Genomic DNA, 9008 nt, shown 5'->3' on the forward strand with positions numbered 1-9008 from the left:
TCCGGCGGCCAGCAGCAGCGCGTCGCCATCGGCTCGGTCCTCACCGCCCACCCCCGGGTCCTGGTCCTGGACGAACCGACCTCCGCCCTGGATCCCACGGCCGCCGAGGAAGTCCTCGCCGCGGTCCCCCGCCTCGTCCACGACCTCGGCGTCACCGTCCTCATGGCCGAGCACCGTCTGGAGCGCGTCGTCCAGTACGCCGACCGCGTTCTCTACCTCCCCCGCATCGGTCCCGCCGCCGAGATCCTGCGCACCTCGACCATCGCGCCGCCGATCGTCGAACTGGGCCGAGCGGCCGGCTGGTCACCCCTGCCCCTGTCGATCCGCGACGCCCGCCGCGCCCCTGCGCACCGAACTGGCCGCCCTCACCCCGGACCCCGTCCGCCCGGCCCCGGCCCAGGAGCGGCGCCGGCTGCTGACGGCGCGCGGCATCACCGTCACCTACGGCGGCGTCCCCGCCGTACGAGAGGTCGACCTCGACCTGTACACGGGCGAGGTCACCGCCCTCATGGGCCGCAACGGCTCCGGCAAGTCCTCCCTCCTGTGGGCCTTGCACGGGTCGGGGCCGCGCCGCGCCGGGACGGTGAAGCCGGCCGACGGGCCCGATCCGCGCGACGTTCCCACCGCCCGCGCCCGCCGACTTGTCGGGCTGGTCCCGCAGACGTCCTCCGACCTGCTCTACCTGGAGAGCGTCAAGCAGGAACTCGACCAGGCGGACGCCGAGTCGGGCTCCACGACGAAGGCCCGCACCGTCCTGGACCGACTCGCTCCGGGTATCGACGACACCACCCACCCCCGCGACCTGTCGGAGGGACAGGAGCTCGCTCTCGTCCTGGCCATCCAGCTCTCCGCCGCGCCCGAGGTGGTCCTGCTGGACGAGCCGACCCGCGGTCTGGACTACCGGGCGAAGACCGCACTGATCGGTGTCGTGAACACCCTCGCGGCAGAGGGCCGGACGGTCGTGATCTCCACCCATGACGTCGATTTCGCCGCCCGCGCCGCCGACCGCGTGGTCGTCATGGCCGAGGGCGACGTCGTCGACGACGGTCCGACCCCGGACGTCATCGTCTCCTCGCCCGTCTTCGCGCCCCGGACGGCGAAGATCCTCGCGCCGCTGCCGTATCTGACCGTCGACCAGGTGAAGGCGGCCCGCCCGTGACGACCGCCGCGGCCATCCGGCTGACCCCGCGCGTCGGCGTCGTCATGACAATGGCGTTCCTCGGCGTCGTGGCCTTCTTCTGGCCGTTCGTGGTCGCCCCTGGGAAGTTCGGCTCGAACTACGTGCCCCCGCTCATCTTCGGCGTGGTCCTGGTGCTCGTCCTGTGCGTGATCCTGTCGGAGATCGCCGAGGGCGGCATCGACTCCAGGGCCCTTGCCATGCTGGGCGTCCTGTCCGCCGTGAACGTGGCCCTGCGTCCCCTGGGGGCCGGAACCGCGGGCATCGAGACCGTCTTCTTCTTCCTGGTCCTGGCCGGCCGGGTCTACGGCCCCGGCTTCGGATTCACCCTCGGCTGCACCTCCCTCTTTGCCTCGGATTCACCCTCGGCTGCACCTCCCTCTTTGCCTCGGCACTCATCACCGGCGGGGTCGGGCCCTGGATGCCGTACCAGATGTTCGGCTGCGCCTTCGTCGGGATGCTCGCCGGTTTCCTTCCCCGGGGCGACCGGCCGCCGCGAGGCGCTGATGCTGGCCGTCTACGGTTCGCTGTCCGGCTATCTCTTCGGGTTCCTCCTCAACCTCTCCTTCTGGCCGTTCTCCCTGGACCCGAACAGCTCCATCGCCTATCTGCCCGGTCTGCCCTTCACCGAGCAGTGGCAGCGTTACATCGCCTTCGACATCGCCACGTCCCTCGGCTGGGACACCGGCCGGGCGGTCACCAACTTCGTGTGCATCCTGCTGGCGGGGCCGGCGGTGCTGACGACCTTCCGGCGGGCCGCACGCAGGGCCAGGTTCCGCGCTCCGGTCCGATTCGCCGGACCCCGGACGGCCGATTCCGAACCCTGCTGACCGGTCGTGTCCGCGGGACACGCTCGCGGTACTGGATTTACTAGGACGTCCAACTATATAGTCGCGAGCACAAGGCCCGCGGTGCAGGGAAGCCGGTGTGATTCCGGCACGGTCCCGCCACTGTGACCGGGGAGTACGCCGTCGAGCAGGACGCCACTGACGAGCAGGATGTCGGGAAGGCGGACGGCGCACGCTGATCCGGGAGTCAGGATACCGGCCGCGGGATGTTCCGTGTTGTCCACGAGGATGGAGCTGACACGCATGGCACCGGTGTGTATCCACGACCCTGGTGAGCCCGCCGTCTGAGAGGGCTTGGGCCATATGCGATCTCGTGCCCCCGGCATCCGTACGCCACCGCGTCCGTGTGTTGGGCGAGCGCGCCATCCCCGGATCCCTCCTGACGAGAGCAGGCAGTCATGATCCGCGAGCACGAACGCGCCTCCGTGCGCGAGTTGACCCACTTCGTCGGCGGCAAGCGCACCCCGGGCACCTCGGGGTCCTTCGGCGAAGTGTACGACCCCAACACCGGCGAGGTGCAGGCGCTGGTGCCCCTCGCGAACCGGGCCGAGACCGAGGCGGTCATCGCCGACGCGGTCCACGCGCAACGCGAGTGGGGTGAATGGAACCCGCAGCGCCGGGCCCGGGTCATGATGCGCTTCCTCCAGCTCGTCGAGCAGGAGAAGGACGCGCTGGCCCGGCTGCTGTCCGCCGAGCACGGCAAGACGATCGCCGACGCGCACGGCGACCTTCAACGCGGGCTGGAGGTCGTCGAGTTCGCCGCAGGCATCCCGCACCTCCTCAAGGGCGAGTTCACCGACAACGCCGGTACCGGCATCGACGTCCACTCCCTGCGCTCCCCGCTCGGCGTGGTCGCCGGGATCACCCCGTTCAACTTCCCGGCGATGATCCCCCTGTGGAAGGCCGCCCCCGCTCTGGCCTGCGGCAACGCCTTCATCCTCAAGCCGTCCGAACGGGACCCGTCCGTCCCGCTGCGGCTCGCCGAACTGTTCCTGGAGGCGGGACTGCCGCCCGGCGTCCTCAACGTCGTCAACGGCGCCCGCGAGACCGTCGACACCCTCCTCGAAGATCCCCGCGTGGCCGCCCTCGGCTTCGTCGGCTCCACCCCGATCGCCGCGCACGTCTACGCCACCGCCGCCGCCCACGGCAAGCGCGCCCAGTGCTTCGGCGGCGCCAAGAACCACATGATCGTCATGCCGGACGCCGACCTCGACCAGGCCGTGGACGCGCTGATCGGCGCCGGGTACGGCTCGGCGGGGGAGCGGTGCATGGCGATCTCGGTCGCCGTGCCGGTGGGCGAGGAGACCGCCGACGCGCTCGTGGCCCGGCTCAAGGAGCGCATCGCCGCGCTGCGGATCGGCCGCAGCGACGACCCCGAGGCCGACTTCGGGCCCCTGGTCGGCCGGGACGCCGTGGACCGGGTCCGCTCCTACGTCGACCTCGGTGTCGAGGAGGGCGCCGACCTCGTCGTGGACGGGCGGGACTTCGTCCTGGAAGGGCACGAGAACGGCTTCTTCGCCGGCGCCTCCCTCTTCGACCGGGTGACACCCGCCATGCGCGTCTACCAGGAGGAGATCTTCGGGCCCGTGCTGTCCGTGGTGCGGGCCGCCGACTACGAGGAGGCCCTGCGCCTGCCCAGTGAACACACCTTCGGCAACGGCGTGGCGCTCTTCACCCGGGACGGCGACACCGCCCGCGACTTCACCCGGCGCGTGAACACCGGCATGGTCGGCGTGAACGTGCCCATCCCGGTGCCGGTCGCCTACCACACCTTCGGCGGCTGGAAGCGGTCCGGCTTCGGCGACCTCAACCAGCACGGCCCGGACGCGATCCGCTTCTACACGCGGACGAAGACGGTCACCTCACGCTGGCCCGCCGGCCTGCGGGAGGGCGCGAGCTTCACTATCCCCACGATGGGCTGAGCGGCCATGACCAGCACCCTGCTCACCGAGGACCAGCAGGCCCTCGTCGAGACCACCCTGGACTTCGCCCAGGACCACCTCGCCCCGCACGCCCTGGACTGGGACCGTGACAAGCACTTCCCCGTGGACGTGCTGCGCAAGGCGGCCGGACTCGGCCTCGGCGGCGTCTACGTCCGCGACGAGTCCGGCGGCAGCGGCCTCACCCGCTCCGACGGCGTCCTCGTCTTCGAGACCCTCGCCTCCGGCTGTCCGTCCCTCGCGGGCTACCTGTCCATCCACAACATGGTCGCCTGGATGATCGACCGCTACGGCGACGACGCCCAGCGCGAGCGGTGGCTGCCGCGCCTGTGCGCCATGGAGGACCTTGCCAGCTACTGCCTGACCGAACCGGGCGCCGGATCCGACGCGGCGGCCCTGACGAGCCGGGCCCTACGGGACGGCGACGGCTGGGTGCTCACCGGCGTCAAGCAGTTCATCTCCGGCGCCGGAACCTCCCAGCTGTACGTCGTCATGGCCCGCACCGGCGGCGACGGCGCCGACGGCGTGTCCGCGTTCGTCGTCGACAAGGACGACGCCGGCATCTCCTTCGGACCGAACGAACGGAAGATGGGCTGGAACGCCCAGCCCACCCGCCAGGTCGTCCTCGACAGCGTTCGCCTGCCCGCCGACCGGCTCCTCGGCCGCGAGGGCGACGGCTTCCGCATCGCCATGAACGGCCTCAACGGCGGCCGGCTCGGCATCGCCGCCTGCTCCCTGGGCGGAGCCCGCAGCGCCCTCGACCGCAGCCTGGCCCACCTCGCCGACCGCGAGGCGTTCGGGCAGCGGCTGTTGGACGCCCAGGCCCTGCGCTTCCGCCTGGCCGATATGGCGACCGAGCTCACCGCCGCACGCGCCCTGGTCCAGCAGGCCGCCCAGGCACTCGACCGGGGCGATCCGCAGGCGCCGTACCTGTGCGCGATGGCCAAGCGGTTCGCCACCGACACCGGCTACTCCGTCGCCGACCGCGCACTCCAACTGCACGGCGGATACGGCTACCTCAACGAGTACGGCATCGAAAAGATCGTCCGTGACCTGCGTGTCCACCAGATCCTGGAAGGAACCAACGAGATCATGCGCGTCATCGTGGCCCGCGGTTTGACGGAGGCGTTCCGGTGAGCGACGTCCTGTTCCGCACGAGCGGCCGCACCGCCCACATCGTCCTGAACCGCCCCCGGGCTCTGAACTCCCTCACCCACGAGATGGTGCTCCGCATCGACGCGAAGCTCACGGAGTGGGAGCGCGATCCGGCCGTCGAGACCGTCGTCGTCACGGGAGAGGGGGAGCGCGGTCTGTGCGCCGGCGGTGACATCCGCGCCATCCACGACGACGCCCGCGCCGGCGACGGCAGTGCCTCGGCCGCCTTCTGGCGCGACGAGTACCGCCTCAACGCCCGCATCGCCGGCTACCCGAAGCCGTACGTCGCCGTCATGGACGGCATCGTCATGGGCGGCGGCGTCGGCGTCTCCGCGCACGGCAGCGTCCGGGTCGTCACCGAACGGTCGAGGATCGCCATGCCGGAGACCGGCATCGGCTTCGTCCCCGATGTCGGCGGCACCTATCTGCTGGCGCTGGCACCGGGGGAGCTGGGCACGTATCTCGCGTTGACGGGCGCACAGATCGGTGCCGCTGACGCCCTGCTGTGCGGACTCGCCGACCAGTACATGCCCTCGGCCTCGCTCCAGTCGTTCGTCGACGACCTCGCCGAGTTGCCGGTGCGAGAGGCCCTCGGACGCCATGTCCAGGATCCGCCGGCGGGGGAACTCGCCGGCCACAGGGACTGGATCGACTCCTGCTTCTCCGCCGACACCGTCGAGGAGATCGTTGAGCGGCTCCTCGCACAGGGCGGCGCGGCCGCCAAGAAGACCGCCGAGACCCTTCTCCTCAAGTCCCCGACCGCGCTCAAGGTCACCCTGGCCGCCGTGCGCCGCGCGCGTCGGCTCGGCCCGCTGGAGCGGGTCCTTGACCAGGAGTACCGCGTCTCCCTGGCCTGTCTGCACGCCCCGGACCTGGTGGAGGGCGTCCGCGCCCAGGTCATCGACAAGGACCGGAACCCCCACTGGTCGCCCGCGACTCTCGTCGAGGTCACCGACGCGGACGTCGAGCGCTTCTTCACCCCCCTCGGCGAGCGGGAACTCCGCCTCGCCGACGCAGCCGACACCACCGAGGAGGTGGCCTGGTGAGCCGGACCGTCGCGTTCGTCGGACTCGGACACATGGGCGGCCCGATGGCCGCCAACCTGACGAAGGCCGGCTACCGGGTGCTCGGCCACGACCTGGTCCCCGCGGCCGTCGAGGCCGCCGCCCGGGCCGGTGTGGAGACCGTCGCGGCCGCGGCCGCGGCCGTCACCGCCGCCGACGTGGTCGTCAGCATGCTGCCCGCCGGACGCCACGTCCTGGGCCTCTACGACGACATCCTCACCGCCGCCCGCCCCGGCACCCTCTTCGTCGACTGCTCCACCGTCGACGTCGCCGACGCGCGTACGGCCCACGAGCGGGCCCTCGCCGCCGGTATGCGCGCCCTGGACGCGCCCGTGTCCGGCGGCGTGGTCGGGGCCGAGGCCGCGACCCTGACCTTCATGGCGGGTGGCGGAGAGGGCGAGTTCGCCGAGGCGCGTCCCCTGTTGGAGGCCATGGGGAAGAAGGCCGTGCACTGCGGTGGCCCGGGCGCCGGCCAGGCCGCCAAGATCTGCAACAACATGATCCTCGGCGTCTCCATGATCGCCGTCAGCGAGGCGTTCGTTCTCGGCGAGAGCCTCGGCCTGTCCCACCAGGCGCTGTACGACGTGGCCTCCACGGCATCCGGTCAGTGCTGGGCACTCAGCGTCAACTGCCCCGTCCCCGGACCGGTGCCGACCAGCCCCGCCAACCGCGACTACCGGCCGGGCTTCGCCGCCTCCCTGATGGCCAAGGACCTGGGCCTGGCCGCCAACGCCGTCCGCGAGGCCGGCGTGCACGCGGAACTCGGCCTGCGCGCGGCCGAACTGTACGCGGCATACGCCGAACGGGTCGGCGACGCGGAGGACTTCTCCGGCGTCGTACGCACCATCAGGGACCGGAGCGGAGAGACAGCCACATGACCACCGACCACGAGACGATCCTGGTCGAGCGCCAGGGACGCATCGCCCTTCTCACGCTCAACCGGCCGAAGGCCCTCAACGCCCTCAACCTCCAGGTGATGAACGAGGTCGTGGCCGCGACCGAGGCACTCGACCGGGACCCGGACTGCGGCTGCATCGTCGTCACCGGCTCGGCGAAGGCTTTCGCGGCCGGTGCCGACATCAAGGAGATGCAGCCGCAGGGGTACATGGACATGTACCTCACCGACTGGTTCGCCGCCTGGGACCGGCTCGGACAGCTGCGGACGCCGACGGTCGCGGCGGTCGCCGGATACGCCCTCGGCGGTGGCTGCGAGCTGGCCATGCTGTGCGACATCCTGCTCGCCGCCGACACCGCCGTCTTCGGCCAGCCCGAGATCAAGCTCGGGGTGATCCCGGGCATCGGCGGCTCCCAGCGGCTGACCCGCGCCGTGGGCAAGGCCAAGGCCATGGAACTGTGCCTCACGGGCCGCACCATGGACGCCACCGAGGCGGAGCGGGCCGGGCTGGTCTCACGCATCGTGCCGGCCGACGAACTGCTCGGGGAGGCGCTGGCGGTCGCCGAGACGGTGGCCGGCATGTCGCTGCCGGTCGCCATGATGGCGAAGGAGGCCGTCGGCCGCGCCTTCGAGACCACGCTCACCGAGGGCGTCCGGTTCGAGCGTCGTCTCTTCCACGCGGTGTTCGCCACCGCCGACCAGAAGGAGGGCATGGCGGCCTTCGCCGACAAGCGGCCGCCCGTCTTCCGCCACCGCTGACCGATGCGGAACGCGAGGGGCTGCGGAACTGATCCGGGGCCCCTCGCGTTCGACGGTATGACCACCGGAACTGGGAAACGCGGAACGGGGAACGGGATGCCCAGACGTCCACAGCCGTCACGCATCACCGTGGGAGGAGTGGAAGCGGTCGCCCTTCCAGCGACGGAGTACGAGCAACTCCTGGCGAGCCGACGGCAGATGGGAGGCCAGAGCGCCCGCATCCGGACCCTGAGCGAGAAGCTGCGAAGAACCGAGCAGCTTCTCGACGACCTGGAAGGACTGGTCGTGGACACCGAGCCCGTACGCAGAGGCTTTCAGGGCGCCGAGGACGGCACGGCGGCTGCGGAGGACGAGGCCGCCGCCCTGCGCCGAGCCGTCGCCGAGCTGCTGCGCCGCCACCGAGGTACGTCTGCCTGAAGTCACCGTGTCCTCATGGCACCGCTGTCCGAGGGGGCCGGCGCCTCACGGCGCCGTGCTCTCCACCGGGTACGGCACGTAGGTCCGCCGGTCCGGATCGACGGCCAGCCGCCCGCCCGCCGGTGGGCGGGCCCGTTGCGCGCAGTCGCGGCGTTCGCAGATACGGCAGCCGAGACCGATCGGGGTGGCGGCGCGAGGGTCGTCGAGGGCGATGCCCTCGGAGTAGACGAGGCGGTGGGCGTGGCGCAGCTCGCAGCCGAGCGCGACGGCGAACTCGGCGCGCGGTGCGTGATGGCCGAAGCCGCCCCGGATGATGGTGCGGGCGACCCAGAAGTACCGCTTGCCGTCGGGCATCTCGGCCACCTGGGTGAGGATCCTGCCGGGCGAGGAGAACGCCCCGTACACGGTCCACAGCGGGCAGGTACCGCCGAGCCGGGAGAAGTGGAAGTCGGTCGCGGACTGCCGCTTGGAGATGTTGCCGGCCCGGTCGACGCGCAGGAAGGAGAAGGGCACCCCCCGCCGTCCGGTGCGCTGGAGGGTGCTCAGGCGGTGGCAGACCGTCTCGAAGCCGACGCCGAAGCGGGCGGACAACAGCTCGATGTCGTAGCCCACCTCTTCCGCCACCGTGAGGAAGGCGCCGTACGGCATGAGCAGCGCGCCGGCGAAGTAGTTCGCCAGCCCGATCCGGGCCAGCGCCGCCGACTCCGGCGAGGTCAGAGCGGTGGCACCCGCGACCAGTTGATCGAGGAGGGA

Annotated in this window: 7 protein-coding genes, 2 pseudogenes and 1 riboswitch; of the genes and pseudogenes, 8 read left to right on the forward strand and 1 reads right to left on the reverse strand. The window is 71.5% G+C overall.

Annotated features, from left to right (window positions below; genetic code table 11):
• From GTW67_RS02985 to GTW67_RS03020, 8 genes and pseudogenes are all read left to right on the forward strand, one after another.
• Positions 1 to 1159: pseudogene (locus GTW67_RS02985) on the forward strand (ATP-binding cassette domain-containing protein); the annotation flags it as partial.
• 44 nt (positions 1160 to 1203) lie between these two features.
• A pseudogene (locus tag GTW67_RS02990) lies at positions 1204 to 2007 on the forward strand (ECF transporter S component).
• Between the two features lie 62 nt (positions 2008 to 2069).
• Positions 2070 to 2243: riboswitch (cobalamin riboswitch) on the forward strand.
• Positions 2244 to 2423: 180 nt separating this feature from the next.
• Positions 2424 to 3947, forward strand: coding sequence for a CoA-acylating methylmalonate-semialdehyde dehydrogenase (locus GTW67_RS02995; RefSeq protein WP_161163229.1), 1524 nt, complete (start codon positions 2424 to 2426; stop codon positions 3945 to 3947).
• Between the two features lie 6 nt (positions 3948 to 3953).
• Positions 3954 to 5102 (forward strand): acyl-CoA dehydrogenase family protein, encoded by a 1149-nt coding sequence (locus tag GTW67_RS03000; protein WP_161163230.1) that lies wholly within the window; start codon positions 3954 to 3956, stop codon positions 5100 to 5102.
• Positions 5099 to 6166, forward strand: coding sequence for an enoyl-CoA hydratase/isomerase family protein (locus GTW67_RS03005; protein WP_346010539.1), 1068 nt, complete (start codon positions 5099 to 5101; stop codon positions 6164 to 6166). The genes GTW67_RS03000 and GTW67_RS03005 overlap by 4 nt, the downstream gene beginning before the upstream one ends.
• Positions 6163 to 7062 carry a 3-hydroxyisobutyrate dehydrogenase gene (gene mmsB, locus GTW67_RS03010; protein WP_346010540.1) on the forward strand — a complete coding sequence of 300 codons (900 nt, stop codon included), beginning with the start codon at positions 6163 to 6165 and terminating at the stop codon, positions 7060 to 7062. The genes GTW67_RS03005 and mmsB overlap by 4 nt, the downstream gene beginning before the upstream one ends.
• Entirely contained in the window at positions 7059 to 7838 is a 780-nt protein-coding gene (locus tag GTW67_RS03015; protein ID WP_161163231.1) for an enoyl-CoA hydratase, read from the forward strand. Before mmsB ends, GTW67_RS03015 begins: the two co-directional genes overlap by 4 nt.
• A 138-nt stretch (positions 7839 to 7976) precedes the next feature.
• Positions 7977 to 8255, forward strand: coding sequence for a hypothetical protein (locus GTW67_RS03020; RefSeq protein ID WP_346010541.1), 279 nt, complete (start codon positions 7977 to 7979; stop codon positions 8253 to 8255).
• A 45-nt stretch (positions 8256 to 8300) separates the two neighbouring features.
• Here the strand turns inward: GTW67_RS03020 and GTW67_RS03025 are convergent.
• Positions 8301 to 9008 (reverse strand): helix-turn-helix domain-containing protein (locus GTW67_RS03025; RefSeq protein WP_161163233.1); only part of this gene is annotated, 708 nt, incomplete at its 5' end.

The sequence above is a fragment of the Streptomyces sp. SID5910 genome (assembly GCF_009862125.1).
Taxonomy (GTDB): domain Bacteria; phylum Actinomycetota; class Actinomycetes; order Streptomycetales; family Streptomycetaceae; genus Streptomyces.

Excerpts from the sequence above, each read along its gene's own strand:
- GTW67_RS02995 (WP_161163229.1), top strand. The coding sequence starts at position 2,424 with ATGATCCGCGAGCACGAACGCGCCTCCGTGCGCGAGTTGACCCACTTC.
- GTW67_RS03000 (WP_161163230.1), top strand. The coding sequence starts at position 3,954 with ATGACCAGCACCCTGCTCACCGAGGACCAGCAGGCCCTCGTCGAGACC.
- GTW67_RS03015 (WP_161163231.1), top strand. The coding sequence starts at position 7,059 with ATGACCACCGACCACGAGACGATCCTGGTCGAGCGCCAGGGACGCATC.